Annotated in this window: 24 protein-coding genes; 12 read left to right on the top strand and 12 right to left on the bottom strand. The window is 64.0% G+C overall.

The annotated features are described in order from the left end of the window. Positions 1-80: 80 nt before the first annotated feature. The 3 genes from C6V82_RS12610 to C6V82_RS12600 form a co-directional block, all read right to left on the bottom strand. Positions 81-1,166, bottom strand: coding sequence for a TRAP transporter substrate-binding protein (locus C6V82_RS12610; protein ID WP_102586391.1), 1,086 nt, complete (start codon positions 1,164-1,166; stop codon positions 81-83). A 257-nt stretch (positions 1,167-1,423) separates the two neighbouring features. Beyond that, complete coding sequence (locus tag C6V82_RS12605) at positions 1,424-2,497, bottom strand: serine hydrolase (RefSeq protein WP_102586392.1); 1,074 nt, start codon at positions 2,495-2,497, stop codon at positions 1,424-1,426. Beyond that, positions 2,494-3,615 carry an acyltransferase family protein gene (locus C6V82_RS12600; protein WP_229843194.1) on the bottom strand — a complete coding sequence of 374 codons (1,122 nt, stop codon included), beginning with the start codon at positions 3,613-3,615 and terminating at the stop codon, positions 2,494-2,496. Before C6V82_RS12600 ends, C6V82_RS12605 begins: the two co-directional genes overlap by 4 nt. Before the next feature lie 171 nt (positions 3,616-3,786). Here C6V82_RS12600 and C6V82_RS12595 point away from each other — a divergent pair, with 171 nt between their 5' ends. From C6V82_RS12595 to C6V82_RS12575, 5 genes are all read left to right on the top strand, one after another. Next, complete coding sequence (locus C6V82_RS12595; protein ID WP_102586393.1) at positions 3,787-4,257, top strand: aminoacyl-tRNA deacylase; 471 nt, start codon at positions 3,787-3,789, stop codon at positions 4,255-4,257. Positions 4,258-4,364: 107 nt separating this feature from the next. Further along, entirely contained in the window at positions 4,365-5,573 is a 1,209-nt protein-coding gene (locus C6V82_RS12590; protein WP_102586394.1) for a ChaN family lipoprotein, read from the top strand. 77 nt (positions 5,574-5,650) lie between these two features. Beyond that, positions 5,651-6,061 carry a glutaredoxin family protein gene (locus tag C6V82_RS12585; RefSeq protein WP_102586395.1) on the top strand — a complete coding sequence of 137 codons (411 nt, stop codon included), beginning with the start codon at positions 5,651-5,653 and terminating at the stop codon, positions 6,059-6,061. 132 nt (positions 6,062-6,193) lie between these two features. Beyond that, positions 6,194-7,951 carry a chloride channel protein gene (locus C6V82_RS12580; RefSeq protein ID WP_229843193.1) on the top strand — a complete coding sequence of 586 codons (1,758 nt, stop codon included), beginning with the start codon at positions 6,194-6,196 and terminating at the stop codon, positions 7,949-7,951. Continuing rightward, positions 7,938-9,110 carry an ABC transporter substrate-binding protein gene (locus C6V82_RS12575; protein WP_102586397.1) on the top strand — a complete coding sequence of 391 codons (1,173 nt, stop codon included), beginning with the start codon at positions 7,938-7,940 and terminating at the stop codon, positions 9,108-9,110. The genes C6V82_RS12580 and C6V82_RS12575 overlap by 14 nt, the downstream gene beginning before the upstream one ends. Positions 9,111-9,130: 20 nt before the next feature. Here C6V82_RS12575 and C6V82_RS12570 read toward each other — a convergent pair whose 3' ends face one another. The 6 genes from C6V82_RS12570 to C6V82_RS12545 all read right to left on the bottom strand — a co-directional run bounded on the left by C6V82_RS12570 (position 9,131) and on the right by C6V82_RS12545 (position 17,567). Further along, positions 9,131-10,135 (bottom strand): ABC transporter ATP-binding protein, encoded by a 1,005-nt coding sequence (locus tag C6V82_RS12570; RefSeq protein ID WP_102586398.1) that lies wholly within the window; start codon positions 10,133-10,135, stop codon positions 9,131-9,133. Further along, positions 10,125-11,150, bottom strand: coding sequence for an ABC transporter ATP-binding protein (locus C6V82_RS12565; protein WP_102586399.1), 1,026 nt, complete (start codon positions 11,148-11,150; stop codon positions 10,125-10,127). Before C6V82_RS12565 ends, C6V82_RS12570 begins: the two co-directional genes overlap by 11 nt. After that, positions 11,150-12,490 carry an ABC transporter permease gene (locus C6V82_RS12560; RefSeq protein WP_102586400.1) on the bottom strand — a complete coding sequence of 447 codons (1,341 nt, stop codon included), beginning with the start codon at positions 12,488-12,490 and terminating at the stop codon, positions 11,150-11,152. The genes C6V82_RS12565 and C6V82_RS12560 overlap by 1 nt, the downstream gene beginning before the upstream one ends. Beyond that, on the bottom strand, positions 12,487-13,629 hold the full coding sequence (locus C6V82_RS12555; RefSeq protein WP_102586401.1) for an ABC transporter permease: 1,143 nt from the start codon (positions 13,627-13,629) through the stop codon (positions 12,487-12,489). Before C6V82_RS12555 ends, C6V82_RS12560 begins: the two co-directional genes overlap by 4 nt. Next, positions 13,626-16,205: an ABC transporter substrate-binding protein gene (locus C6V82_RS12550; protein WP_102586402.1), complete on the bottom strand. Its 2,580-nt coding sequence runs from the start codon at positions 16,203-16,205 to the stop codon at positions 13,626-13,628. Before C6V82_RS12550 ends, C6V82_RS12555 begins: the two co-directional genes overlap by 4 nt. Positions 16,206-16,334: 129 nt before the next feature. Next, positions 16,335-17,567: a methyltransferase gene (locus tag C6V82_RS12545; protein WP_102586403.1), complete on the bottom strand. Its 1,233-nt coding sequence runs from the start codon at positions 17,565-17,567 to the stop codon at positions 16,335-16,337. A 130-nt stretch (positions 17,568-17,697) separates the two neighbouring features. Between C6V82_RS12545 and C6V82_RS12540 the strand changes: the two genes are divergently transcribed. The 7 genes from C6V82_RS12540 to C6V82_RS12510 all read left to right on the top strand — a co-directional run bounded on the left by C6V82_RS12540 (position 17,698) and on the right by C6V82_RS12510 (position 22,267). After that, entirely contained in the window at positions 17,698-18,045 is a 348-nt protein-coding gene (locus C6V82_RS12540) for a putative quinol monooxygenase (protein ID WP_102586404.1), read from the top strand. Positions 18,046-18,117: 72 nt separating this feature from the next. Continuing rightward, entirely contained in the window at positions 18,118-18,747 is a 630-nt protein-coding gene (locus C6V82_RS12535; protein ID WP_102586405.1) for a glutathione S-transferase N-terminal domain-containing protein, read from the top strand. Between the two features lie 69 nt (positions 18,748-18,816). Further along, positions 18,817-19,095 (top strand): peptidylprolyl isomerase, encoded by a 279-nt coding sequence (locus C6V82_RS12530; protein WP_102586406.1) that lies wholly within the window; start codon positions 18,817-18,819, stop codon positions 19,093-19,095. 151 nt (positions 19,096-19,246) lie between these two features. After that, positions 19,247-19,453 carry a DUF6494 family protein gene (locus tag C6V82_RS12525; protein WP_102586407.1) on the top strand — a complete coding sequence of 69 codons (207 nt, stop codon included), beginning with the start codon at positions 19,247-19,249 and terminating at the stop codon, positions 19,451-19,453. Continuing rightward, positions 19,446-20,399 (top strand): ABC transporter ATP-binding protein, encoded by a 954-nt coding sequence (locus C6V82_RS12520; protein ID WP_102586408.1) that lies wholly within the window; start codon positions 19,446-19,448, stop codon positions 20,397-20,399. The genes C6V82_RS12525 and C6V82_RS12520 overlap by 8 nt, the downstream gene beginning before the upstream one ends. A 41-nt stretch (positions 20,400-20,440) precedes the next feature. After that, entirely contained in the window at positions 20,441-21,202 is a 762-nt protein-coding gene (locus tag C6V82_RS12515; RefSeq protein ID WP_102586478.1) for an ABC transporter permease, read from the top strand. A 45-nt stretch (positions 21,203-21,247) separates the two neighbouring features. Then, the gene (locus C6V82_RS12510) at positions 21,248-22,267 is read left to right on the top strand and encodes a nucleoid-associated protein (RefSeq protein WP_102586409.1); all 1,020 of its coding nucleotides are present in this window, start codon (positions 21,248-21,250) and stop codon (positions 22,265-22,267) included. 68 nt (positions 22,268-22,335) lie between these two features. Here the strand turns inward: C6V82_RS12510 and C6V82_RS12505 are convergent, their stop codons facing one another. The 3 genes from C6V82_RS12505 to hisD form a co-directional block, all read right to left on the bottom strand. Further along, a complete protein-coding gene (locus C6V82_RS12505) occupies positions 22,336-23,322 on the bottom strand; it encodes an alcohol dehydrogenase catalytic domain-containing protein (RefSeq protein WP_102586410.1) in 987 nt (328 codons plus the stop codon). 170 nt (positions 23,323-23,492) lie between these two features. Further along, positions 23,493-24,254 (bottom strand): SDR family NAD(P)-dependent oxidoreductase, encoded by a 762-nt coding sequence (locus C6V82_RS12500; RefSeq protein ID WP_102586411.1) that lies wholly within the window; start codon positions 24,252-24,254, stop codon positions 23,493-23,495. A 1-nt stretch (position 24,255) separates the two neighbouring features. Continuing rightward, entirely contained in the window at positions 24,256-25,569 is a 1,314-nt protein-coding gene (gene hisD / locus C6V82_RS12495) for a histidinol dehydrogenase (RefSeq protein WP_102586412.1), read from the bottom strand. Positions 25,570-25,629: the final 60 nt, after the last annotated feature.

Here is a 25,629-nt window from a genome sequence, read left to right as displayed (position 1 = left end):
TGGCCGGGCAGGATTCCCTGCCCGGCCAGTCGGTCTGTGCCCGGCCCATCGAATGACGGGCCGGGGGTCGGTCTTGGTAATCAGTCGTTCATGGATTCTTCGACGATGCCCTGGATCTGCTCGATCAGGTCCTCGCCGATGCGCGGCGCCCACTCGTCATAGACAGGCTGCACGGCTTCCTGGAAGGCGGCGATCTGCTCATCATCGAGACGGGTGATCTGCATGCCGCGCTCCTCGAGCTGCTCGCGGGCCCAGTCGTCATACTCGGTGGAGAGCTGGATCTCGTAGGCAGCGGACTGGCGCGCGGCGTCCTGGACGAGCTCCTGGTATTCCGGGTCCATGCGATCCCAGGTACGCTCGGACATCATCATGATGAACGGCGTGTAGACGTGGCGTGTCTCGGAGCCGTAGTCCTGCACTTCGTGGAAGTTGGAGGTCAGGATGGTGCTCCAGGGGTTTTCCTGGCCATCGACCACGCCTTGCTCCATGGCGGAGAACAGTTCCCCGAAGGCCATCGGCGTGGGGTTGGCACCCAGTGTCTGCCAGATCGACAGGTGTACCGGGTTCTCCATGGTACGAATGGTCAGGCCACCCACGTCCATGCCAGCCACGTCTTCCGGTGATTCGACCGCACGCGCGCTGTTGGAGAGCTGGCGATAACCGTTCTCGGAGAACGCCAGCGCCTTGATGCCGGTACCGTCGAAGGCATCGAGCATGCCCTGGGCGACATCGCTGTTCATCACGGCGACGGCGGCATCACGGGTGGGCAGCAGGAACGGCAGGTCGAATACCGCCAGCTCTTCGACGTAGGTGGTGGCCGGCGAGCTGGACGGATAGGACATGTCCAGTGTGCCGGTCTGCAGCATCTCCATCATCTGCACGTCATCGCCAAGCTGGCTGTTCGGGAAGATGTTGACGGTGATGCGGCCTTCACTGCGCTCTTCGAGAATGTCGGCGAAGTACTGGGAGGAGAGGTACTGGGGCGAGGTCTCGGCAAGACCGATACCCATACGAATGGTCACGGAGCCGTGGTCACCAACCACGTCGCCGTCGATGGCGGGCGGCTCGGACAGATCGGGAGTCTGCGCCTGGGCACTGAGTGCGACGCCGAAGGTCAGCGAGGCCGCGCCGGCGAGAGTGAGCGTGCTGCGCCAGATGGGGGTCATGGCAGTTCTCCAGTGGCTGTTATGGAATTGTTGATAGTGGTTCGAAGCAATTGAGGTTCGAAGCAATTGAGTTTCGAAGCCTATGACGTCGTGCGAACGTCGGATGCCGATCATTGCGACTGTTGCGACTGCCTGGCCAATGACCGGTGGAGTTACCAGTAATGTTACCGGTAACGCTGGAGTGAGGTTAGAACTCGGCAGCAGGGGTGTCAATCAAGGAACGCGCAAACCGGCATAGACCATGGTCGCATGCGACATCAAGGTGCGCTGATACCGCCGCTTGCCAGCGCACCGCTGTCACGCAGGGCGACACCGATGGCGGCAAGCGCGCGCTCGTGGAGAGTGGTCTCCAAAGGCCCACGGGTACACGCCACCACGACGATGCGCTGGCCTTGGGCCGCGGCCTCGGGCAGCACGATGCCGGCGTCGCAGGCCCGGCGATGCTGGGTGCCGGTCTTGTGGGCGAAGCGCGGTTCGGGTCCGATGCCAGCCTTTAGGCGGTTCTCGCCACTGGTCGTGGCCTGCATGATCGACAGCAATTCAGCGGTGGCCCTGGGCCCCAGCGCCCTGCCCTCGCCCAGCGCGGCGAGCAGGTTGGCGTAGGCATCAAGGCGCCCGGCGTTGAGGCCGCTGGCATAGTAGGCCGTGTAGGCGTCATCCAGGCTTGGCAAGGGCAATGCGTCGCGGCGAATATCGAAATGCCTGGCCAGCCATTCGAGACGCTCGCCAGACTCGAGCTTGCGCAGTTCCAGTGCCTGCATGCCGGTCAGCGCGAACGCCTCGGGGGTGATCCACGAATACACATGCCGCCTGACATCCACAAGCGTGGTAATCGGCCCGAACCCAACGCCGGCGAGTAGCGCTGCGCGCCGATTGACCGCCTCGAGCCCAAGGTGACGGATAAGCATGTCGGTGGCGGTGTTGTCACTGACCGTGAGCATCGGCTCGAGCAGTTCCTCCAGGCGCAGCGAGGTGCCCGGCGAGGCCCAGTTGGTGGGGCCGGCTCCGTCCACGTAGTCACTCTCCGCAAGGGTCAGGGAAGTGGCCAACGACGCCTCGCCGCGTTCGACCCGAGACATCAGCTCGATGGCTACCGGCACCTTGATCAGCGAGGCCAGGTACCAGCGTTCGTCGTCGCGAAAGCCGAAGCGTTCATCGCTGCCCAGCACCCGGACGTGGACACCGAGCTCACCCTCGAACGCGTCCTCCAGCGTCTCGAGTCTCGCCTCGAGTCGCTGCGCCCATGGTGGCTGGACCAGCGCCTCGGTGTCGGACATGCCGGCGATTGGTAAGGCCGCCAGCAGCGCGAAGAGTACCCCCCAACGCATCATGAACGCTCTCTTTTCCAGCGCAGCAATGCAATCCACCCCGCGGTTGCCAATATCAACAGTCCACCAATGCCGAGCACCTGCGGGTAACTGTAGACCTGCCAGGATTCGAGCAGCAGGCGCAGGATCAGGAAAATCACCACGATGTGGAAGATGAACGCGCTGAGCGCATCGCTGCCGATCAGGGTGAGTGGCTTGAGCAGTCGCGCCGCCCTGCCACCCCCCAGCAGGCACAGGGCCAGAATGATCAGTGCTCCGCCCAGGCTGAACAGCATGAAGGCGAGCCCCGGCGGGTGCTTGCCCTCGTTCCAGGCCACTGCTATAAGCGCTGCGTCAAGATTGCCCGATGACAACGCAAGGAACCCCAGCAACATCGCCACGCCGGCGGCGGCAAGCCCCGCGACCAGCCGATGCCGCGAAGCGGGTTCGTGCACCCACCGCAACGCCGCCTCGCCGATCAGCAGTCCCAGCATCACCAACGGCAGCCGCGAGAGCTGTCCCCAGGCGTAGTGGTCATCGTCTTCCACCAACAGGGCCTTGAGCGGCTCGATCCCCCAGAAACCGGCGTGGCGCTCGAGCCAACCCGCCAGCAGCGCGATCAGCAGGGGGCTCGCCAGCCGCGACCACAGCGGCATGCGGCGCCACAGCGGCAGCACCCAGGGAATCCACAGCAAGGCGATGGCATAGAAACCGAGAATCTCGACCCAGATGGGAAAGCGCTGGTAGAGCAGCGTGTCGAGGATGTCGCCGGGTGCATATAACGGCAGCATCTCGACGACCGTCAGCACCTTGTACCAGAACAGTACTTCGAGCCCGCGCAGCAGCAACTTGAGGCGCCGCCTCGGCCAATCGGCAGCATCGGTCTTGCCAAGAAAAGCCACCGCCAAGGCAATGCCGAACACCATGATGAAAAGCGAGGAGGAGAACTTGGTGAGCAGATGAATGGGCACCATGCCCCACTCCGGCACCTCGCCGATACCGAGCAGGCCGCTGACCGAGTGACTGAGGATCATCAGTGCGATGGCGATACCACGTGCCAGGTCGATCGCCTCGATCCGTCCTCTGGCGCCTGGTAACACCGGTCGCTCCCGCAGTCTTTCCATCACCGCCTTCCCTTGCATGTCACTGGCTCCCGGTTGCCTGTTCGGCCTTGGCCCAACAGTGCCACCACCCGACGTAAAGCGCCATGACCCAGCGTTTGAACGCGGCTATCCTTCGAATATGGAGAGAGATATCGGAAGGGAGCCATTACCCGAGCGTCAGTCGGCCAAGCGGCCGCAGGAGAGTGTGTCATGAGCATACCGATGACCATCCGGGACTACTTGACGTCGTGCGATATCGACTTCGAGGAACTCCCCCACCCCCATGAAACCACCACCAGCAGGATCGCCGAGAAAGCGCATATCTCAGGCGACCGCATGGCCAAGGCCGTCATGCTGCATAGCGACTCCGGTTACCGCCTCGCTGTCGTGCCGAGTTCCTGTGACGCCGATCTCGACCAGCTCTCCCGGCTGTTCAGCGAAAAGGTCGAACTGGCCTCGGAAGATCAGATCAAGCGGCACTTCAGCGACTGTGACCCCGGCGCCACCATGCCGGTCGGCCAGGCCTACGGCTTGCAGGTCTACATCGACGACATGTTGCGCCATCAACCCGACATCTACTTCGATGCCGGTGACCACGAAACCCTGGTGCACATGAGCGGGCGCGAGTTCGACAGACTGATGCACGACGTGCCTCACGGGCGGTTCAGCCGGCACTACTGACCCGCCCGGCTCGACACTCTCTTCCGGCCGCGGCCTGCAAGGCTCGCGGCCTTTTCATGGGCGCGATAAGGTTGCAGACGACAGCTAATTCCCCACCAGGAGCCACCATGCCCCGCTTTCGCCGTGTGATCCATCGCCCGCCCGCCTCGCTCTGTTCACGAGGCACCTGGCGAGCGCGCGGACATTGGTTGTCGCTTGCCCTGGCCCTGGTCCTGGCAACCGGCATTGGCCTTCCGGTACAGGCCAGCGACTGCGCTGCCGACCCCGGACAATGGCAGCGAGATGGCCAGGTGGTGGCAAGCGACACGCTGCTGGCTCAAGCGGCGCAGCAGCGCGTGGTACTGCTTGGCGAGCGGCATGATCAACTGGCCCATCACCGTTGGCAATTGCATACCCTGGCGGCTCTTCATGCACTGTCACCCGACATGGTGATCGGCCTTGAGATGCTGCCCCGCGAGGCCCAGCCGGCGCTGGATGCCTGGGTGGCCGGCGAACTCGACGAGGCGGCATTTCTCGATGCCAGTGGCTGGCAGCAGGCCTGGGGGTTCGACCCGGCGCTTTACCTGCCCATCCTGCATTTCGCGCGCATGCAGCGCATTGAACTGGTGGCACTCAATGTGACTCCCGCGCTTCGCCAGAGGCTGACCGAGCAAGGCTGGTCGGCGGTACCCGCGACCCAACGCCATGGCATCACCCCGCCCGCCCCCGCCTCAGACGAGTACCGGCAGGCGTTGGCCGATGTGTATGCCAGGCATCCGGTGGCTGATGACGACACCGAAGCGCTCGAGCGCTTCATCAATGCGCAGCTGGTGTGGGACCGGGCCATGGCAAGCGCCCTGGCCGAGGCCAGTGACGGCGACAACCTGGTGGTGGCATTGATCGGCCAGGGACACCTTGTTCATGGCCACGGCGTTCCCTGGCAGTTGTCGGACCTGGGCATCGATGCGCACAGCACGTTGCTGCCCTGGCGCGCCGAAACCGCTTGTGACGCGCCCGCCGGTATCGCCGATGCGCTCTACCTGCTAGGTGATGAGCGCCGTTTCGCGCCTCCACCTCCGCAACGCCTGGGGGTGCTGCTGGCACCCCACGACAACGGCGTGAGGATCACCGGCATCGCCCCAGGCAGCATCGCCGTGGCCAATGACCTGCGCGAGGGTGACGTGATCGTGCTGGCGGCGGGCCAACGCATCGCATCATCAGCGGAGTTCGCCACCCTGGTGCAGCGACAGCCGGCCGGCACGCTCTTGCCACTGGAAGTCCGCCGTGATGGTGAAACCCGCTCACTTACGGTGAGATTTCCCGCCGCATCGCCCTGAAAAAGTCCGGAATGGCATCACCCGCTGCTGGCAGGCATCATGAGTGCGTTTTTCGATCATTGAGGTGGCTTTCGCCAATGAGAACCCTGATTCGCTATTTCTTCCGTGGCCTGCGCCTGGTGCTGGCTCCTGTGATGCTGCTCGGTGAGCGCCTGTCGACGCCGCAACAAGCCATCGAACGCAGTGCCGAAGAACAGGCCGAGGTGGATGCGTCCTGCCAACAACTCGCGCTCTACCAGTTTCGTAGTTGCCCGTTCTGCATCAAGGTACGCAAGGAGATGGCGCGCCTCGGGCTGGATATTGAACTGCGCGACGCCAAGCTCGACCCCAACCATCGCCTGGAACTCCAACTCGGCGGTGGCCGGGTCAAAGTGCCCTGCCTGAAGATCGCAGGCGAGCAGGGCGACAGTGAATGGCTCTACGAATCCGACGCCATCAATGCTTGGCTGAATCGCCGCTTCGGCAAGACCGAGGCCCAGAGCGCCTGAGGTCAGTCGTGACAGCGCTCGCGCCCCAGGCCCATGCCTGATCACCCATCACCGCTCGCCCAGACTGTGCCCACGCACCGATAACTCGCCACGCGCCTTGCCCACACGCGGCACGGCGCTTACACCTAATGCATGAGCATACCTTCCTCGGTTCGCGGCAACGCCCAGGGAGCGCTTGGAATGTTGCGCTTCCTCGGCCTGGTGCTGTTCGGGGCGCTGATCGGTGGCGCCGCGGGCCTGCTGTCCACCGCATTCGTCAGCGCGGTGCTGTGGCTCAACGATTGGCTGTTGATCTCACCTCGCAGCCGGATGATGTTCGATCACCCGGGCGTGTTGATGGCAGCCACTTTGCTGGTGCCCGCCACCGGCGGGCTGGTCGTCGGTCTTTTGCATCGCGCCATTCCCGAGCAGCGCCCCCACACCCCGGCCGATGTGATCGCCGCGGTGCAGACCCGAGCTGGCCGGCTACCCGCCAGGGCCGGCGGCCTCTCGGCACTCAGCGCCATCGTCTCGCTTGGCAGCGGCGCCTCGGTGGGCCAATACGGGCCGCTGGTGCACCTGGGTGCCACCTTGGGTTCGCTGGGTGCAAGGCTGCTGAGACTGGGGCGCTCCGATGACAACATCACCATCGCCTGCGGGGTGGCATCGGCCATTGCCTGCGCCTTCAACGCACCGCTTGCCGGCATTGTCTTCGCCCATGAAGTGGTGCTGCGTCACTACGCCCTGCGGGCCTTCGCACCGGTGGCCGCGGCGGCCATCGTCGGGCATGTCATCGCCACCAACGTACTGGAGAGAGGCGCACTATTTCACGTCGGAGACACCGTCCTGCCACGCCCCTGGGAATTCGCGGCCTTCCTGGTCATTGGCGCGCTTGGCGCCCTGGTGGCGGGCGGCTACATGCGAGCGATCCTCGCCACCGGGCAGTTGGCGAACCGCCTGCCGGTTCCCCGGGAACTGCGCCCTGCAATGGCCGGAGCCCTGCTGGGGCTTGTGGCACTGCAGGTGCCCGATATCCTCGGCATGGGCCAGGAGACCCTGCGCTTCGCTACCATCGCCGGGGCCTTCGGGGCAGGCGAACTGGTGCTGGTACTGGTGCTCAAGTTGTTGGCCACGGCACTCTGCCTGGGCATGGGCTTCAGCGGCGGCGTGTTCAGCCCCGCACTGGTCATCGGCACGCTATTCGGCGCGCTGTGTGGCAGCCTGGTGGCCCAGCTCAGCGGTGCCCAGCTCGATACCTTTGTCTTCTATGCGGTGTGCGGCATGGTGGCCGTCACCGCCCCGGTAATCGGCGCTCCCCTGACCACCCTGCTGATCGTCTTCGAACTGACCGGCAGCTACGCACTGACCACCGCGGCGCTTGCCAGCGTCACACTGGCAAGCCCCATTGCCGCCCAGCTATTCGGCCGTTCGCTGTTCGACATCCAGCTCGAGCGGCGTGGCCTGGATCTCTCGGCGGGGCGTGGCCGTGCCCTGCTGCGCCGCACGGCGGTGGCGGAACTGAAATCATCCGATTGCGTGACACTGCCTCCCGGCACCACCGTCGGCGATGCGATCTTCGCGCTTGGCCAGGCACGCCATGGCGAAGCCTTCCTGGTGGACGACCATGGCCATTACGTGGGCTGCGTGAGCCTCGCCGAACTGGAGGCGGCAAGAGAAAACGGTGAGCACCGCAAGCGTCTGGGGGACATCCCCGAGTCGCCGCGCCCCCGGCTTTCGCCCGCGACCTCGCTGTGGGACGCCATGGCAGAGCTCCAGGAGGTCAGCGGCGAAGCCCTGCCACTGGTGGACGAGCAGGGTCGTCTGCTTGGCGTGGTGACCGAAACCAGCATCGCGCGAGCCTATCTGCAAAGCAGCGAGGAACTGAGGCGGGAAGAACATGGCAGCGGTTGATCCGAGACATGCAAGAGGAAACCCCGACCTGCCACGTGCAGGTTCACTGGCAACGAGTCCAGGGCTTCCCGGTTCGCTGGTATGGCTGCTGGTAGCGCTGCTGCTGGTGTCGCCAGTCGGCCAGGCATCGGACAAGGCTACCTTGCGCGTACTCAGTTGGGGGGGCGCCTATGAGCGGGCCCAGCAGCAGGCATTGTTTGCCCCCTTCAGCGCCGCAACCGGTCGTCCGGTCGAGGTCATGCAATACGCTGGTGGCATCGACGAACTGCGGCGTGCAGAGGCCGAGGGCGAGGTGCCCTGGGACATCATCGACATGACCAAGAGCGATGCCATGGCGGCGTGTCACGAGGGGCTGCTGCAACCGCTGGCACCGAGCCTGCTTGCACCCTCACCGGAGGGAACCCCACCGATTCAGGACTTCCTGCCCGGTTCATTGAGCCGCTGCGCCATTACCCACAGCCTGTTTGCCACGGTGGTGGCCTACCGCACCGACGCCTTTCCCGGGCGACGCCCTACCTCCATCGATGATCTGTTCGATGCACAGCGTTTCCCCGGCCCCCGCGCCCTGAAACGCAGTGCCGCGGCCAACATGGAATGGGCACTGCTGGCCTATGACGTGCCCCACCAGGAGCTCTACCGCTTGCTGAGCACCCGGCGTGGCCTGCGACTGGCCCTCGACCGGCTAGGGGAACTCCCCGATATCCGCTGGTGGCAGGATGGCCAAACGCCTGTGGAGCTGCTGACCAGCGGGGCCGTGGTGATGGCTTCCGGCTACAACGGGCGCTTCTTCGACGCCATGGTCAACGCCGAGGCACCCATCGAGATTCTATGGGATGGCCAGGTGCAGGAGCACGAAACCTGGGTGATTCCACGCGGTGCACCAAACCCGGATGCCGCGCGGAAATTCCTGCGTTTTGCCACCAGTACCGAACGCCAGGCGGAACTGGCCCGCCATATTCCCTATGGGCCGGCACGCCGCTCGGCCAGCCTGCGAGTGACCGAGCACCCCGAAAGCGGCGCCGACATGCGCCTGCACATTCCCACCCATCCGCTCAATGCACAACGGGTGGTGATCAAGGACGAGGCCTGGTACGCCGGCACCCATGAACGCATACAGGCCTTCTTCGAGGCGTGGCTGGCCGACAGGGAGGCGGATTGACCGGCATTCCCGCGGGACATTCACTGGTACAGCCAGCAGGCCGAGACATGCCCTGGGCGGGGGGTGAACTCGATTGGCTCGTCGCGATCGCAGAGCCCGGCCATGGCCTGCGGGCAGCGCGGGTGAAAACGGCACCCACTCGGTGGATGAATCAGGCTCGGTGGCTCGCCGCCTGGCACCTCGCGCAGCCGCAGGGCATTGTCGGCGTCCGGGTCGGAGAGTGCCGAGAGCAGTGCCAGGGTGTAAGGGTGCTGGGGGTGATCGAGCAACTCATCCACCGGCGCGCTCTCCACCACCCTGCCGGCGTACATCACGAAGATCCGCTCGGCGTAGTGGCGCACGGTGGACAAGTCGTGGGTGATGAACACCAGGGTCAGTTCTCGTTCGCTCTGAATGCGCCGCAGTAGATCGAGAATCTCGACCCGCACCGATGCATCGAGCATCGATACAGGCTCGTCGGCGATGATCATCACGGGCTCGAGAACCAGCGCCCGGGCGATCACCACGCGCTGCTGCTGGCCGCCGCTGAGCATGTGCGGGAACTTGCCCAGCACTTCATCCACTGGCCCCAGCCTGACCTCCTCCAACACCGCGCGAATGCGTCGCTCCCGCTCGGTGCGATCCGTCACCCCATGCACGATCAACGGCTCGGCGAGAATGCGCCGCACATCCAGAAACGGTGGCAAGGCGCCAAACGGGTCCTGTTGCACATAGCCAACCTTGGCGCGATAGGCCTTCATGTCAGCCTTGCCGAGCCCTGCCAGCGCCTGGCCATCGAAGCGCACCTCGCCCTGGGTAGGCCGGTGCAGGCCGAGCAAGGTGCGGGCAAGCGAACTCTTGCCACAGCCACTCTCGCCGACGAAGGCCACCGCCTCGCCGTGGGCAAGCGCCAGGCTGACACCATCCACCGCGTGCACGGTGCCCACCCGCCTGAATCCCCACTGGCGCAACTCGAACCAGGTATGCAGGTCATCGACCTCGAGCAGTGGCACTCGCCGGCCTGCCGAGGTAGCGCTATCGATCATGGGTGCCCTCCTCTCCCGTCGATCGCGGGCCATCGCTCACCGGGCTGGCGTTGTCGAGGGCATGCAACCAGCAGCGTACCCGGTGACGCTCGTGCAGTGGCAGCGCCGGCGGGCTGTGATCGCAACTGGCGAAACGCTCGGGGCAGCGTGCGGCGAAACGGCAGCCGGCCGGGGGCCACAGCAGGCTAGGTGGCTGTCCGGGAATCGACTGCGGCCGCTCGCGCTGACGAAGCCTGGGTACGCTTGCCATCAGCATGCGGGAATAGGGGTGGGCGGGCTCGCTGAAGAAGCGCCGCGCATCACAGACTTCCACCAGCTCACCGGCGTACATCAGTGCCACGCGGTCGGCAAGCTCGCTCGAGGTCGCCACGTCATGGGTGATGAGAATGAAGCTGGTGCCAAGCTCACGCTTCACGCGCTTGAGCACGTTCATGATGCTGGCCTGGGTCAGTACATCGAGCGCCGAAGTCGGCTCATCGAGGATCACCAGGTCCGGCTCGGCCACCAGTGCCATGGCCAGGACCGCGCGCTGGCGCATTCCCCCGGAGAGCTCGAAGGGGTAGCGGGTCATGAAATCATTCGAAAGCCCCACCAGCGCAAACACCTCGGCCGCCCGTTCGAGTGCCCGGCGGCGCGGCCAGCGGCGCAGCACGCGTAGCGGCTCGGCGACCTGCGCGCCCACCTTGACCACCGGGTTGAGGGCATTCATCGAGGCCTGCATCACCAGCGCCATGCGCGACCACTGCACGTCACGGCGAAAGCGTTCATCGGGCAGCGCACTGATCTCGACACCATCCAGCGTGACGCGTCCGCCAACGTGGTGGACATTGCGCGGCAGCACTCGCATCAGGGTCTTGGCAAGCGAACTCTTGCCACACCCGGACTCACCGAGGATCACCAGCGCTTCACCGCGCTGGATGTCGAAACTCACCCCATCCACCGCACGCACCACCCCGTTTCTGGTCTGGTAATGCAGTGCCAGGTCGTCGACTCGCAGCAGGCTCGCATCCGCCATCACAGGTTCCTCAGGCGTGGGTTGAAGACCCGATCCATGGCAAAGCCGAGCATCGCGAAACCAAGCCCGGTGAGCATCAGCAACAATGCCGGCGCCACCACCCAGTAGGTGTAACCGTTGTACAGCGCACTCTGTGTCTGCGCATCGTTGAGCACCTTGCCCCAGGTCGGCAACACCGGGTCTCCCAGTCCAAGCACCGCCAGCGACGCCTCGAGGAATACGAAGGTCGGGATCAGGGTCACGAAGGTGGGAATCAGCACCGGCAGGATGCGCGGAATCATGTAGCGCAACACGATGCGCATGTCGCTGGCCCCATAGGCGCGCGCCGCCTCGATGTATGGCGCCTCACGAATCGGCAGCAGCATGGCGCGGTAGGTCTTGATGCCGGCACTGAAGATACCCAGCACCACTACCACCCCCAGCATCAGCCAGATGCTGGTGGAGTAAAGGGTGCCGACCATCACCAGGATCGGCAACAGCGGCAGGATCATGTTGACCTCGGTGAGCCGCTGGATCAGCGCATCGACCCAGCCGCGGTACCACACTCCCATGGCGGCGATCACCAGGGTGGTAAGGGTGGTGCCGACCGCGGCGATCAACCCGAAGGCCAGCGCCACCGGCGTGCCCCACATCAGCGCCAGGCTGAGTTCACGACGCTGATGATCGGTGCCGGCGATGCCATGCACGCGGCCATAGACGACCAGCGTGGCGTCGATGTCCGCCTGCTCATCGAACACCACCACATCGAGCACCAGCCGATAGCGTCCGGGCAACACCTCCGGCACAGCGTCACTCGCGGGGTCGGCGAACAGGCCAATATGCGGCGCCAGGCCACCGAGGCGTCGGGTCAACTCACGGTCCTGGGAGATCGACACACGGTGCCGGGGCTGTAGCCGATGCCCCCCGAGGCTGATGTCGCGGCCATCGGGGGTTAGCCACGAAAGTCTCGCGAAGGGCGCCTCGGCGTGGTCCTCGGCGCGCAGGAACAGGTTCATCTCGCCGGGAAAGTCAGCGTAGCCGAAGTCAAAGGCCAGCGGGATGCGCAGACGCCGCCCGCCGGTGAACATCGTCTCTTCGACCTCCTCGGCATCATGCTCGATGATCAGCGTGGACGGCGCATCCCCGCCCTTGAGCCGATCAAGCCACAGTGGCTCGGCATTCACCGGGTGCATGCGCCATGCCTCACCGCCTCGCCACGCCTCCAGGGCCTGGGGATAGGGAATGGCGATCACCGTGTACAGCGCCAGCATCAACAGTCCCGCGATGATGCCAAGCCCCATCAGCGCCGACGGGTAGCGACGCAGCTCGACCCAACCGGCACGCAAGCGCTCGATGATCATTGCTTGCCTCCCTCGATGCGCACGCGTGGGTCGAGCAACGCGTAGAGGATGTCGAGAAAGAACACCGTGGCCGCCAGCAGGTAGGCGAATATCACCACGCCACCGATGATCACCGGGGTATCGCGATGGCCAATGGCCTGGAACAGCAGTGAACCAAGCCCCGGCCAGTTGAACACCTGCTCGAGAATGATCGCCCCGCTCCACAGACCGATCAGCATCAAGAGGAAGCTGGTGATGATCGGCGACAGGGTCGGGCGCAGGATATAGCGCCGCTCGATCAGTTTCGAGGGCAGCCCCTTGGCGCGGGCCATCTCCACGTAGTCCTCGCTTGAATGAATCAGGAAGAAGGTTCGCCAGGAGTAGATGGAGATGAAGATCGACGACAGGAACATCGCCGCCAGCGGCAACAGCATGTGGCGCAGCACACTTGCCGCATAGGCGAGTCGCCCCTCCGGCGGCGGCACGCTGACCATGCCTCCGGCGGGCAACAGCGGCACCAGGAAGGCGAAGAACAGGATCAGGAAAATACCGTAGAACCAGCCGGGAGCGGCCGAACTGGGGGCCAGCGCAATGATGCTGCGATCAACGGCGCCCCCGTAACGGCGAGACAGATAGAGTGCGGCGAATACCGACGTGAAGAACACCAGCAGATTGGCGCTGCCGAACAGCAGCAGGGTCGCGGGCAAGCGCTCGACGATGAGGTCATACACCTGGCGCGATCCACTGTCGCTGTGCATCTGCTCGGCACGCCCCAGGTCGAGGCGCATGGCGCGCTGCAGGTAATCGAAGCTGCGCAGCAGGAAAGGCTCGTCGAGCCGCAAGCGCTCCACTTCAAGCCCCACCTGTCGGGCGATCAGCGTGTTGCGCTCCTCGGCGGGCATGTCCTGGAACGCCGGGTCCGCGCGCACCATTTCCGAGACGTCGCTGCGAATCTGCACCAGCCTGAGCTCATCCACCTTGCCGCCCATGTTGGCGATCACGATGGTCAGGTAGACCCCCACCAACACGGTAAACAGCAACCCCACAAGCCGGCGCAGCGCGAACAACAGCAGATGGCGCAGATCACGGGCCAGACTGCGCCGCGCCGTGGAACGTGCCTTTGCATCAGAAGAGGCCTGCGCTGAACGTGGCAATGTCATCGGGGCTGCTCCCCGCCACCTTGTGGCACGGTGGCGAACACGTGTGAGGCGAAGACTGGCAGGGCCACATGCTTGCTGGTCACCGCCAGTTCCAGGCTGTTGGCACCGACCCCGAGTGCCGTGAGGGTCTCGGGGCTGAGCCGGATTCGCCAGTTGCCCTCGCCAGTGGATTCGGCTTCACCCCGGTGGGTGAGCTGGTCACGGCCATTGAACAGCAGCACCTGGATCGCATCGATTGCCTCGGCGGAATAAGCCTGTCCCTCGAAGGTCACCGTCAGCCGGAACTCGGCGCCTTCCAGGCCTTCGGCACCGCCCATCGCTTCCACGGCGGCACCATTCTGGCCGGTCGGTGGCGCGACCTCGACCACCAATGGCCCATCCAGCTCGAGCTCCGGCACCATGGGGCTTGCGAAACGCAGCCATTTATCGGCGGGGTCGGGAAAATCCGCGAAGTGCTTCAACACCACACTGCCCTCGACCGGGTAAACGGCCTCGAGCTCAAACGGGCCATTGCCGATCCAGAAGTGCCCACGCTCGCCATGCCAGCGTGCCAGCGCCTCGAAACGCCTGTTCGCCGCTTGCCCATCCACCCACGGGCCGAGTACCGCAGCATACGGGATTGCCTGGGTCTGGCGCTTTTCCTCCAGCAGGCTCTCGAGCACCGCAAGGCTGGGTCCCGCCACCAGGCTCATCCAGTCCGCTCCCAGCCGGTCCGCCTTGTTGGAGGAAAACGCCAGTTGGCCGCGCTGCTCTGCCAGAACTCCCAGTGACAGGGTATGCCAGGGAATCGGATTCGGCGCACGAGCGGCCACCATCGACTCCGCATCGGGGTAGATCTGGTCGCTGTAGATATCGATGATCAGCGGGTCTTCCGAGACGATGCGCCACCCCCGGAAGTGGCGCTGAAACGCTTCGAAGGTGGGCAAATGAGCGACATCGTACAAGGCACTATCGGGAGCGGCGCGTTCGAAATCGACAATCCATGGCAGCACGAAATCCGCCAGCGACAAGCGGGTGCCATCATGCCAGTGGCGCTCGAACAGCGCCTCGTCGTAGTGCACCCTTACTCGGGTGCGTGTGGTGAGGCCATCGGGATGCAACTCGCCGGCGGACAGGAAGCGCCGTTCGGTCTGGTCCCATCCTAGCCAAGCCTCGGCGGGTACCTCGATGCGCTCGGCCGTATCGACACTCAACCAGTCCAGGGTGCGCGTCACGGGAACACCGGCTTCTACCGTGACCTGCGCATGGATCAATCGCTGCGGCAGATAGAGCCCGGTGAAGGGGTCGGGCATCACCGCCGGGTCCTGGGTCGCGCGGGTGATCATGCGGTCGAAGGCCCAGTTGCTGCCGGCGATGGGGTTCCAGGGCTCGGCCAGCAGCGCCGGCATGCCGATCACCATCTCGCCGCCGACCCGGTCGGTGTAGCGCAGCGTATAGGGCCACAGCGCGGAGCCTGCCAGCCCACCGGCCAGGTCCACCGCCACTTGCACATTGGCCGCCCTGGCAGTGGCATTGATCTGATCGACCAGCCAGACACGCGAAGAGTCCTGCATCGCCAATGCCAATGCGCTTGCCATCATCGCCTCACGCTCGGCCAGAGTGCGGTAATCGCGTCGCTGCAGACGGTCGGCCAGTTCATCGAACTCGGGCGTCGGCTGATAGGCCTGCCACAGCGGTTCCGCCCGACCGCGAGGGGTATAGAAGAAACTGAAGTTTTCGGCCTGATCACGCATGATCACCGTCGAAATCCAGCTGCCGGTGTAGACATGCCAGTGGCCGGCCATGGGATCGGTGGCAATCCACAACCGCGAGGCCTCCTCGGCGGTGCGATAACGCCGCTCGACCGCAAAGCCCTGATCCTCCAGCAGGTTACTCAGGTAATCACCGACCCTGCGCCTCTCGTCCTCGGTGCGGATCAGCACCTTGATCTGCACTAACTCCCCCGCGTACCACCACTGCCCATCGCTTCGGCGGGCGCCAAGCGCCAGCATCTCGTCATGGATCACCTGCCCCGCGGCAACCGGGTCGTAGGCGTAGCGAAGTTCCAGTTCTCGGGCCACATCGGCAAGCCTCGAGTAATCGGGAAAGGCCGTGGAAAGCGGCAGCAAGCGCGGCACCGCCAAACCACCGAATATCTCCTCGGCGACATGCCGGCGATCTATCAGGCGGTTCAGGGCTTCACGTATGGCCGGCACATGGAAGGGGTTGAGCGTGCCATCGGCCAGTTCCGGCCCCGCCGGATTTAGCGTCAACTCGCTATAGGTGCCGTAGGCGATGTCGTAGCCAGTGGCCAGTGAATCGCGCAGGCGATTGAACACCGTGGGGCTCGAGATGCCCTGGGTGAACAGCTGGTGGCTGCCCGCCTCGATCAAGCCGGTGACACGCCCCACGTCGGCTTCGCGAGTGAACACCACCTGGTCGACCAGCGCCCCGCGGCGCCCCTCCAGGTCCTCGGAACTGACAGGCTCGCCTGCCCGTGACGGCGCGCTCGTGGCGGGCTCGGCCGGCGGTCGCAGGGCGATCACCAGCACGCCCACGAGCAACAGTGCGCTACCCACCACCCACCACCCTCGCATTCCATTACCCTCTGATCGTCCCGCCAATAAGACCGACGCGTTAACTGTGAACCAAACGCATGCAGGGATCACCGCGGCGACTTTCAACGTTGGGAGGCATCGAGCCTTATCCCATCGAGCCTTGTCAATTTATGGCCGGCTGGCGCGCAGCAACAGGTTGCGTGGTGTCAATTCACGCGCGCAGAACGTGCCAAGCTCGGCGTGAAAGCCCGCTTCCTCGAGTAACCGCAAACGGTCCAGCGCTAGCCACACCTCGAGCGGGCGACGAAACAGATGCCTGACGAGCTCAAGCCTCTTGACCTCGTGCAAGCGCCGCCAGCCGGCTTCCTCGAAGGCCGCCCAATTCTTCTCCCCGGGAAGTTCCAGGCCCTTCTGGCGGGCTGCCCAATGGCAGAAATCGGCGAAATGAGTCGGCAACTTGCCATAGGCAAGGCTTGGCACCGGCAGGTAGCGATCATCGCCGCGCACGTCGCGCTGCAGCAGGTCGAAGCCGAGACGCCAGGCACTGGCCTGTGCGCGTCGACGCTGCACCCCGAGCGGTGCGGTCACGGTCTCCTGCACGGCAAGCGCCAGGTCATCGCGGGACAGGCCAAGCCCGCTTGCCGCCATAACCTCTCGGCCGTGCCGCGAAAGCGGGCGATACACCTTATCGGCGGTGCGTTGGTAGCAGCATGGCGCCAGGGTCAGCGCACCGCCGTGATCGCTGACAAGCCGCAGCAGGCGAGTGTGCAGGTCACCACAGGCGTGCAGCGCCGCCACATGGCGATCGGGACCCAGCCAACGCTCGGCATCGTCGGCCATGACATCCTGTGGCACCAGCTCGAGCGCCACGCCCTGCCGTGCCGCCAATGCCTGCCCGGATTCGCACAACCCCGCCTCCCACTCCAGGCCGCTGACTTCGATGCCATGTCGGCGCGCCAGTGTGCGGGCCAGGTGCCCCTTGCCCGCGCACCACTCCACCAGCGACTGTCCGGGCAACACCCGCACCTGGGGTACAAAGGCTTCTATCTGGCGCCACTTGCGGCCACCGACATGCACGTTCCACGCCTCCGGCAGGGGCTCGGCGGGAGCCATTCGCGGCAGGCTCACGAGCTCGGCGAGCTCACTCACCGGCAGCCACTCCGTCAGGGGAGAGTCGATGAACGGCTCACTTTCAAGCCTCACACAGTCTTCATCGGAGAGTGCCAGCAGTGACGCGTACAGGCCGTCGAGTACGCCATCATGCGCATCCACCGCCCATGGCGGGGTGCGCGTCATGAAGGGCGCCGGACGCCAGACCGCCTGCCACTTGGCCAGCAGCTCGGTCAGGCGGGCAAAGCGTTGGGCGGGGTCCAGCGACGATGTCGGTCTCGGTTGGCCCATTCAACACTCGGGGTACGGGGAATTGGCGGGACATGATCAGCTAACCGCGCCACGGATACCAGCGGCGAGTACCGCCGACGATCCGCCGGATGGTATTGTCCCTGGCATTACCACACGCCAGGAGTCGAGCATGTCACGCAAGATCTACTGTACCGCCAGTTTCAAGCCCAAGCCCGGCAAGGAAGCCGCCGTCTTCAAGGCCTTGCAGGCACTCGAGCCGAATGCTCACCGTGAGGATGCCTGCCTGCTCTACACCGTCACGCGGCATATCGAAAATCCCTTCGCCCAGGGCGACAGTTTCCCCATCGTGTTCCACGAGATCTGGGCCAACCGCGAAGCCTTCGAAGCGCACTGCCAGCGCCGCGAGATTCGCGGGTTCTTTGCCACCCACCTCGAGGATCCCGATGGCGACATTGCCGAGGCGAACGTCTGCGTGTATTCCGACGAGCCGCTCGACTACGACGCCCCGCAGCTGTAGGCGCCATTCTGGAGGAGCCAATCTTGAGGTGCCAGGGCTCGCGCCGAATGACCACCCACCGAGGGACCCTAGATGATCGACTTCTGGACCTGGAGCACGCCCAATGGCCGCAAGGTCTCCATCATGCTGGAGGAGCTCGGCCTGCCCTACCGCGTCCATGCGATGGATATCACCCAGGGGGAACAGCACGCACCCGAGTTCGTCGAGGTCAGCCCCAACCACAAGATCCCCGCCATCATCGATCACGACACCGGCATGCACCTGATGGAATCAGGCGCGATCCTGATCTACCTGGCCGACAAGTGTGGCCGTTTCCTGCCACGCGAGGGCGAGAACCGTCATCGGGTGATGGAATGGCTGATGTGGCAGATGGGCGGGTTCGGCCCGATGCTTGGCCAGGCGCACCATTTTCTCACGTTCAACGCCGGCAAGGCCCCCTATGCCGAGGAGCGCTTCCACGGGGAGGCCAAACGGCTTTACCAGGTGCTGGACAACCGCCTTGCCGACAACCTCCATGTCGCCGGCGAATACAGCATCGCCGACATGGCAATCTGGCCTTGGGCGTCGCGCTTCGAATGGCAACGCATCGACCTTGACCACTATCCCAACGTCAAGCGCTGGTATCTCGAGATCGCCAGCCGACCGGCGGTGCAGCGCGGCTACCACATCCCCAGGCAAGTCAACGAGATCCCCCTGCCGTGACGGCCACCCACCAAGGCAACGCCATGCTATCCTTGCCCATTCGTGCATGCCAACCGACAGGAGACTCCCATGGCCCGCGCCAGCGCACGTCACATTCTGGTATCCAGTGAAGCGAAGTGTCAGGAACTCAAGAGCGAGATCGAAGGCGGTCGAGATTTCGCCGAGGTCGCCCGCGAACACTCCACCTGCCCCTCCGGCAAGCAAGGTGGTGACCTTGGCAGCTTCGGCCCCGGCCAGATGGTCCGGGAATTCGACGACGTGGTGTTCTCCGGTGAATTGAACCAGGTTCATGGCCCGGTGAAGACCCAGTTCGGCTATCATCTGCTGGAAATCACTGACCGCAGTTGAGCCGGGTACCACGCCACCCGGGAGCCGTGCATGAACATCATGCGCGGCTTTTTCTTGGAGACGCGAACTGCATAGCTTTTGTACAGACGCCTGTCACCAGCGCCGAGTCGCGATAGGATGGTGACGCTGATCGATACCCAAGGAGCCCATCATGAATGACGAAGCCTTCCAGCACAGCATTCGCAAGTTGCTCAAGACCGTCGGCGTGAATACCCAACAGCAAATCGAAGCCGCCGTGAACAAGGCGCGAGACGAAGGAACGCTTGCCGGCAACGAGACCTTGCCCGCTACCGTGACCGTCAGGGTCGAGGGCATCGACCTCGCGCTCGACTTCGCGGGAGACATCACCCTTGAGTGAACATGCCGTGATTGCCGTCGAGCATCTTGGCAAGGTCTACAGCGGGGGCTTCGAGGCACTCAAGGATGTCAGCCTCGATATACGTCGAGGTGAAATCTTTGCCCTGCTCGGTCCCAATGGCGCGGGCAAGACCACCCTGATCAGCGTGATCTGCGGGCTGGTCAACCCGACCAGCGGCCGCGTACTGGTGGATGGTCATGACAACGTCAGTGACTTCCGCGCCGCTCGCGAACGCATCGGCCTGGTGCCCCAGGAGTTGACCAACGAGGCCTTCGTCACGGTGTGGGACACCGTGAGCTTCAGCCGCGGGCTGTTTGGCAAGCCCAAGGACCCGGCACACATCGAGCGTGTACTGCGTTCGCTGTCGCTGTGGGAAAAGCGCCGCAACCGCCTGATCACCCTTTCCGGCGGCATGAAGCGCCGCGTGCTGATCGCCAAGGCCCTGGCCCATGAGCCCGAGATCCTGTTTCTCGACGAACCCACCGCCGGGGTCGACGTCGAACTGCGCCGTGACATGTGGGAAGTGGTGCGCGAATTGCGCAACAGCGGGGTGACCATCATCCTCACCACCCACTATATCGAGGAAGCGGAAGAGATGGCCGACCGCATCGGGGTGATCCGACGCGGCGAACTGGTGCTGGTGGAAGAAAAGCGCGCCTTGATGCGCAAGCTTGGCCGCAAGGAACTGACCCTGCACCTGCATTCGCCGCTGAGCGACGTCCCCGACACGCTCGCGCACCATGACCTGGCGCTTGCCGACGACGGCCATGCCCTCGTCTATCGCTACGATGCCAGCCGCACCGATGCCGACGAAGACGACGACACGGCCAACATTGCCGGGCTACTCGCCGATCTGGAAGCCGCCGGCATCCATTTCAAGGACCTGCATACTCGCCAGAGCTCGCTCGAGGAAATCTTCGTCAGCCTGGTCAAGGAGCGACAGTGAACCTGCAAGAGAGCAAGTCGGCATTGCGCAACGCGCGTCACATGAACCTGGAATCCGTGAAGACACTCTACCGTGCCGAGATGGCTCGCAGCTTGCGCACAGTGCTGCAAAGCATCGTCTCGCCGGTGATCTCCACCTCGCTGTACTTCGTGGTCTTCGGCGCTGCCATCGGCACCCGTATCAGCGAAGTGAATGGCGTCAGCTACGGCGCCTTCATCGTGCCCGGGTTGATCATGCTGATGCTCTTGACGCAGAGCGTCTCCAACGCCTCTTTCGGGATCTTCTTCCCGCGCTTTTCGGGCTCCATCTACGAAATCCTCTCGGCGCCGATGTCCTACATCGAGATCGTGCTGGGGTACGTCGGTGCAGCGGCCACCAAGTCGGTGATCCTTGGGCTCATCGTGCTGGCCACCGCCCGGCTGTTCGTGCCCTTCTCGATCGCCCATCCACTGATGATGCTGGTGTTCCTGCTGCTCACCGCTGTCACCTTCAGCCTGCTCGGCTTCATCATCGGCATCTGGGCCGATGGCTTCGAGAAACTGCAGCTGGTCCCGCTGCTGGTGATCACCCCACTGACTTTCCTGGGTGGCACGTTCTACTCCATCGACATGCTGCCGCCCTTCTGGCAGGCGGTGACGCTGGCAAACCCCGTGGTCTACCTGGTCAGCGGTTTCCGCTGGAGCTTCTACGGCATCGGCGATGTCAGCGTGTGGTTGAGCCTTGGCATGATCCTGTTGTTCCTGTGCGTGGCTCTTACCACGATCGCCTGGATCTTCAGGAGCGGGTATCGACTCAGGCCGTAAGGCACGTATCATCGCCCTCCTCTTGATCGTCGCGCGGGAGCCACCATGCCGATACACCACAGCATCATTCATCGCATCGTCCATCCTGCTGACACGGGCTCTGACGATGCCTCCGGCGGTGTGGTACCCAGTAGCACCGAACTCACCCCATCGGAGCATCTGGATGCGCTGCTCGAGGGCGTGAACAAGGCCTTTCATGCCAAGAACAAGTCATGGGGGCATTTCGCCGGGCCAGGTGACGACGCTGAAAGCTCAGCGTTGCCTGCGGAACTTCGCGACTACCTCGAAGGCAACAGCGACTTCAGCCTGGTGACCCGTCAATGGGCGGAGCGCGTGGCCAAACTGGTCGCGGAGCATCTGTCGCTGTCCGGTGACCTGCTGTTTCTCGACTATCAGTTCGGTGATACCCGCTACCTGAGCCTGGCACTGCTGCATCATCGTGAGGGCTTCTGTGTTGATGACGCCCACCGGATAGTGCCCGCCCGCCAGCTCAACCTCGCCCAGATGAGCCTCGCCGCCAGGCTCAACATCAGCCAATGGCAAGCCGATGGGGCATCGAAGCAGTACCTGTCCTGGACCCGTGACCGTGGCGGAAAGAAGCTCGCGGAAGGCTTCGCCGCCCTGCTGGGCGCCATCGAAGGGGTGGATGCCAGCGGCGAGACCCGCACGCTGCTCAAGGCCTTCAGCGACTATGTGGAGAAGGAGGATCTCCCCGAAGACGCCAGCCGCGAGAAGACCGATGCCCTGATCGATTACGCCAGCGAGCATGCCAGCCGCGGCGAGCCAATCACGCTCGAAGCGCTCTCGGAAGTCCTCGACGAACGCGAACCCAGGGCGTTCTTCGACCATATCCGCCAGGCCGACTACGGCCTGTCACCGGAGATTCCACCTGACAAGCGCACCCTCAACCAGTTCCGCCGCTTCGCCGGCCGCGCCGGCGGCGTTTCCATCAGCTTCGACTCTCATCTGCTGGGCTCGAGCATCGAATACGACGAAGCGCAGGACCGGCTGATCATCAAGCAGGTACCCAAGCAGCTCAAGGAACAGCTCAAGCGTCAGGGCTGAGCCAGTGGTGCCACCCTCCGGCAACCATCGAGTTCATAGGCTTGCCGGAGGGTGATGAGGGGCGCCTATCATGGCTGCAGGACGATCTTGGCGGCGGCGGTGTTGCCCGCGACCAGGTCGGCAAAGGCGGCCGCTCCCTGATCAAGTCGTCGTACCTCGACCCATTCGAGATCCCCCAGCGCGCGCGAATCGAGCAGTGCCACCGTCGCTCGGAGATCTGATGGCGTGTAGGTGTAGGCACCCAGAAACGTCAACTCCTTAAGCGTGATGGCACGCGCATCCGGTCCTTGAGCATTATCCTGCAGCCCCAGGTGCAGGACGACGCCTGCAGGGCGCACGGCCTTGACCGACATTTCACGGGTGGGCGCGGCACCCACGCAATCCACAACGGCATGGAAGCTGTCGCTTGGCAATGCCTTGTCACGTGGATCCAGTGTCTCGAAACCGGCACGGATGGCTGTCTCACGCCGCAGCGGATTGGTGTCGACCACCAACAGATTCCTCACGCCGCGCTGGCGCAACATCAACGCCGACAACAGCCCGATTGCCCCGGCACCGATGACCAGCACCGAGGCCTCGGAAAGTGAGCGTGGAAGTGAGCGTTCCAGACGGTTGATGCCATGCAGCGATGTGGCTGCGGGCTCTGTCAGCGCCGCCGCAACGGCGGGCAGCGTATCCGGCAATTCGATCAGGCAATGGTCGGGAATCGTCACGCTCTCGGCGAACGACCCTGCACGCGTCATGCCGATCATGGTGCGATTGCTGCACAGATTCTGTTGCCCTGCGAGGCAGTAGTCACAGACCCCGCAGACAATCAGTGGATTCATGGTGACGCGTTTGCCGGCAAGCGCACCCTCCACCACTTCTCCGGCCGCTTCATGCCCCAGAATCAATGGCGGCTGACGGCGTGGGTCATGGCCATGATAGGCATGCAGGTCTGAACCGCAGATGCCCGTCGCCTGGATACGCACCCTGGACTCTCCTGGTGCCAGGGCAGGCTCTTCGGTCTCGCGCAATTCGATTCGCTCGGGACCGAGATAATAAAGTGCTCGCATGTTGGGTTCTCCACAACGTGGCGTTTAGTAACCGCTGCACAAATCGACGAGCGGCGTGAAGCACAAGGCGCACGGAGCACAGGAACCGGAGCCTATGGGGTATAGGTGAGGATTCCGCGCACCGCGCAACGCAGTGATTTACCCGCGCAGGCATTTGTGCAGCGTTTTCGTTACTTGGCGGTAAAGCCGCCATCGACATACAACGTCTGCCCGGTGACATAGCGGGAAGCGGGCGAGGCAAGGAACACCGTGGGGCCCTCGATATCTTCCAGCTCCCCGTTTCGGCCAATGGCGGTTCTGCCCGCAAGTGCTTCGGCGGAAGCGGAATCCTGGAATACCGGTGCCGTCAGTTCGGTGGGGAAGAATCCCGGAGCGATGGCGTTGGCGTTGATGCCAAAGCACGACCACGCCTCCGCCATGGCCCTTGTCAACTGAACGACACCGCCTTTCGCCGCGCCATAAGGGGCACTGTTGGGAAAGGCCCGCTGGGACTGGAGCGATGCCAGGTTGATGATGCGTCCATAACCGCGCTCCCGCATGCCAGGGACAAGTGCCTGAGCAAGGAAGAATGGCGCCCCGAGATGCAACTGCATGGTCAGTTGCCAGGCGGCCAGGTCGACTTCATCGATGGGTTGTCGCAAGTTGACACCGGCGGCATTCACCAGAATGGTGACGGCGCCAAAAGGCTCGGCGGCACGTTGCGCTATCTGCTCGAGCGATGCGGGGTCGGCAAGGTCGGCCACGAGGGCGGCCGCCTGGCCGCCCTGTGCTTCAATGTCGTTCACGGTATCGTCAAGCGCCTCACGACGTCGCGCCGCGACAATGACCTTTGCGCCGGCCGAGGCCAGGGCTTTCGCCATGGCGCAGCCGAGTCCGCTACTGCCCCCGGTGACCAGCGCCACCTGGCCACCGAGATCAAAGGCTGATGGCATCTCAGAGCTCCTCTTTGATCACCAGTTCGAACACTTCATCGGGATAGTACTTGGCCAGACGCACATCCCCGGTACGCGCATGCCCCTCCATCCCCTCACAACGCGACAGACGCGCGGTGGCCGCCGCGACGCTGCGTGTGGCTTCGCGGCTCTGACGCTGGTAGGTCACGACCTTGAGGAATTTCTGCGCGCACAGGCCACCGGTGTAGCGAGCCGCCCCCTTGGTAGGCAGGATATGGTTGGTGCCTGAGCACTTGTCGCCAAAGGCTACCGTGGCCTCCTCGCCAACGAACAACGAGCCGTAGCTGTTGAGTCGCGCTATCCACCAGTCGAGGTCTTCCACCTGCAGTTCCAGATGCTCGGAGGCGTATCGATCGCTGACCTCGACGACTTCCTCGCGCGTGTCGCACAGGATGATCTCGCCATAGTCACGCCATGCCGCATCGGCAGCCTGGCTCTGGGTCTCGGGAAGCGATGCGATCAGAGCGGGCATCCGCTGGGTCACGGCATCGGCAAGCTCACGCGAGGTGGTGAAAAGCCAGGCCGGGGAATCCGGGCCATGCTCGGCTTGCCCCACCAGGTCGGCGGCGACGATATCCGGGTCGGCATGATGATCGGCGATGATGCCAATCTCGGTGGGCCCGGCGAACATGTCGATCCCGCAGCGTCCGAAGAGCTGACGCTTGGATTCGGCAACGAACCGATTGCCCGGCCCCACCAGGATGTCGGCAGGCTTGCCGGTGAAGAGGCCGAAGGCCATGGAGGCGATCCCCTGGACGCCGCCCATCTGCAGGATGATGTCGGCGCCGGCCAGGTCCATGGCGTAAAGAATCGCCGGGTGGATTCCCTGTGCATCGCGCGGCACCGAGCAGGCCACGACATTCTTGACGCCAGCCACCTTGGCCGTCGCCACACTCATGATGGCGGAAGCGATGTGGGCATAGCGGCCACCTGGCACATAGCAACCCGCCGTTTCCATGGGGATCAGCTTCTGCCCGGCGAACAGGCCAGGGGAAAGCTCAGTCTCGAACTCGGCGATGCTGTCTCGCTGAGCCGCCGCGAAGCGACTGACCCTGTCGTAGGCGAAATGGATGTCCTGCTTGAGCTGTTCGGGCACCTTGTCCTTGGCCGCCTCGATCTGTTCACGGCTGACCACGACATCGCCTTCCCAGCCATCCAGGGTACGACAGTACTCCTTGGCCTTGGCCTCCCCTTCCGCTTCGATCTCGGCGAGCATGCGGGAGACGATTTCCTGGGTCTGGTCGTAGCCGGTAGACGCATTCTTCTCGGCCTTCTTGTAGTAAGTTGTCGCCATTTTGAAATTCCTCAATTGCAGTTATTCTCATATGTAAGCGCTTACATATTGCACTTACAC

Origin of the sequence: Halomonas urumqiensis (genome assembly GCF_003028575.1) — a bacterium.
Taxonomy (GTDB): domain Bacteria; phylum Pseudomonadota; class Gammaproteobacteria; order Pseudomonadales; family Halomonadaceae; genus Halomonas; species Halomonas urumqiensis.
Note: the sequence above shows the minus strand (reverse complement) of the source record. Positions and strands in the feature narration are given on the sequence as shown.

Bases quoted from the DNA above. Each gene is read 5' to 3' on its own strand.
- C6V82_RS12610 (WP_102586391.1), bottom strand. From the start codon at position 1,166: ATGACCCCCATCTGGCGCAGCACGCTCACTCTCGCCGGCGCGGCCTCG.
- C6V82_RS12605 (WP_102586392.1), bottom strand. From the start codon at position 2,497: ATGATGCGTTGGGGGGTACTCTTCGCGCTGCTGGCGGCCTTACCAATC.
- C6V82_RS12600 (WP_229843194.1), bottom strand. From the start codon at position 3,615: ATGCAAGGGAAGGCGGTGATGGAAAGACTGCGGGAGCGACCGGTGTTA.
- C6V82_RS12595 (WP_102586393.1), top strand. From the start codon at position 3,787: ATGAGCATACCGATGACCATCCGGGACTACTTGACGTCGTGCGATATC.
- C6V82_RS12590 (WP_102586394.1), top strand. From the start codon at position 4,365: ATGCCCCGCTTTCGCCGTGTGATCCATCGCCCGCCCGCCTCGCTCTGT.
- C6V82_RS12585 (WP_102586395.1), top strand. From the start codon at position 5,651: ATGAGAACCCTGATTCGCTATTTCTTCCGTGGCCTGCGCCTGGTGCTG.
- C6V82_RS12580 (WP_229843193.1), top strand. From the start codon at position 6,194: ATGAGCATACCTTCCTCGGTTCGCGGCAACGCCCAGGGAGCGCTTGGA.
- C6V82_RS12575 (WP_102586397.1), top strand. From the start codon at position 7,938: ATGGCAGCGGTTGATCCGAGACATGCAAGAGGAAACCCCGACCTGCCA.
- C6V82_RS12570 (WP_102586398.1), bottom strand. From the start codon at position 10,135: ATGATCGATAGCGCTACCTCGGCAGGCCGGCGAGTGCCACTGCTCGAG.
- C6V82_RS12565 (WP_102586399.1), bottom strand. From the start codon at position 11,150: ATGGCGGATGCGAGCCTGCTGCGAGTCGACGACCTGGCACTGCATTAC.
- C6V82_RS12560 (WP_102586400.1), bottom strand. From the start codon at position 12,490: ATGATCATCGAGCGCTTGCGTGCCGGTTGGGTCGAGCTGCGTCGCTAC.
- C6V82_RS12555 (WP_102586401.1), bottom strand. From the start codon at position 13,629: ATGACATTGCCACGTTCAGCGCAGGCCTCTTCTGATGCAAAGGCACGT.
- C6V82_RS12550 (WP_102586402.1), bottom strand. From the start codon at position 16,205: ATGCGAGGGTGGTGGGTGGTGGGTAGCGCACTGTTGCTCGTGGGCGTG.
- C6V82_RS12545 (WP_102586403.1), bottom strand. From the start codon at position 17,567: ATGGGCCAACCGAGACCGACATCGTCGCTGGACCCCGCCCAACGCTTT.
- C6V82_RS12540 (WP_102586404.1), top strand. From the start codon at position 17,698: ATGTCACGCAAGATCTACTGTACCGCCAGTTTCAAGCCCAAGCCCGGC.
- C6V82_RS12535 (WP_102586405.1), top strand. From the start codon at position 18,118: ATGATCGACTTCTGGACCTGGAGCACGCCCAATGGCCGCAAGGTCTCC.
- C6V82_RS12530 (WP_102586406.1), top strand. From the start codon at position 18,817: ATGGCCCGCGCCAGCGCACGTCACATTCTGGTATCCAGTGAAGCGAAG.
- C6V82_RS12525 (WP_102586407.1), top strand. From the start codon at position 19,247: ATGAATGACGAAGCCTTCCAGCACAGCATTCGCAAGTTGCTCAAGACC.
- C6V82_RS12515 (WP_102586478.1), top strand. From the start codon at position 20,441: ATGAACCTGGAATCCGTGAAGACACTCTACCGTGCCGAGATGGCTCGC.
- C6V82_RS12510 (WP_102586409.1), top strand. From the start codon at position 21,248: ATGCCGATACACCACAGCATCATTCATCGCATCGTCCATCCTGCTGAC.
- C6V82_RS12505 (WP_102586410.1), bottom strand. From the start codon at position 23,322: ATGCGAGCACTTTATTATCTCGGTCCCGAGCGAATCGAATTGCGCGAG.
- C6V82_RS12500 (WP_102586411.1), bottom strand. From the start codon at position 24,254: ATGCCATCAGCCTTTGATCTCGGTGGCCAGGTGGCGCTGGTCACCGGG.
- hisD (WP_102586412.1), bottom strand. From the start codon at position 25,569: ATGGCGACAACTTACTACAAGAAGGCCGAGAAGAATGCGTCTACCGGC.